At 68.1% G+C, this 630-nt stretch carries 1 protein-coding gene; it reads right to left on the reverse strand.

The window, feature by feature from the left end; all coding sequences use genetic code 11:
* Window positions 1–386: IS110 family transposase (locus tag AC3EQ1_RS31330; RefSeq protein ID WP_432097687.1), on the reverse strand; the 386-nt coding region annotated here is incomplete at its 3' end.
* Window positions 387–630 lie beyond the last annotated feature (244 nt).

Raw genomic sequence — 630 nt, forward strand, 5'->3', positions numbered from 1 at the left:
TGGTCGCTGTCCCCGGCCACCGGACGCAGCTGGTCACGATCGATGCGGACCATGTCGGCCAGCGCATGCGCGTCGCCTTTGTCGCTCTTGGCCCCGGAGGAGGCGTACCGCTCCTTGAACCTGGCCACCTGCCGGGGATTGATCGCATACACCTGGTAGCCGGAAGCGGTCAGGGCCTGGACCCACGATCCCCGGTCGGTCTCGATCCCGATGACCACCTCGCCCGGCTCCAGGCTCTCGCCCCCGTGGCGAACGACGAGTTCGTGGAGCCTGGCGATGCCGGCCACGCCCTCGGGCAGGTTCGCGGCGGCCAGCTTGCGGCCGGTCTCGTCCTGGAGCTCGACATCGTGGTGATCTTCGGCCCAGTCATCACCGATGAGCAGCAACAAACCCTCCCCAAGTACGTCCCCTGTGCAGCGGTGTAGCCTGCGAAAGGCACGGCGCGCGGCCTAATGGATCCAGTGCTCACGCCCCGCAGGGCGGGCACGCCACCCCATCAGCGGTCTGGCCTCCCGACCACCAGCAGGGGCACGGTCTGACCCCAGAACTCCGAGGTTCCGGCAGCGATAGTGCTCACCTGCTGGCGGCTACGGAACCGAGCATTCCCCGGCTCCGTACCTCCCATTAGGC

The organism is Streptomyces sp. bgisy100 (assembly GCF_057709105.1).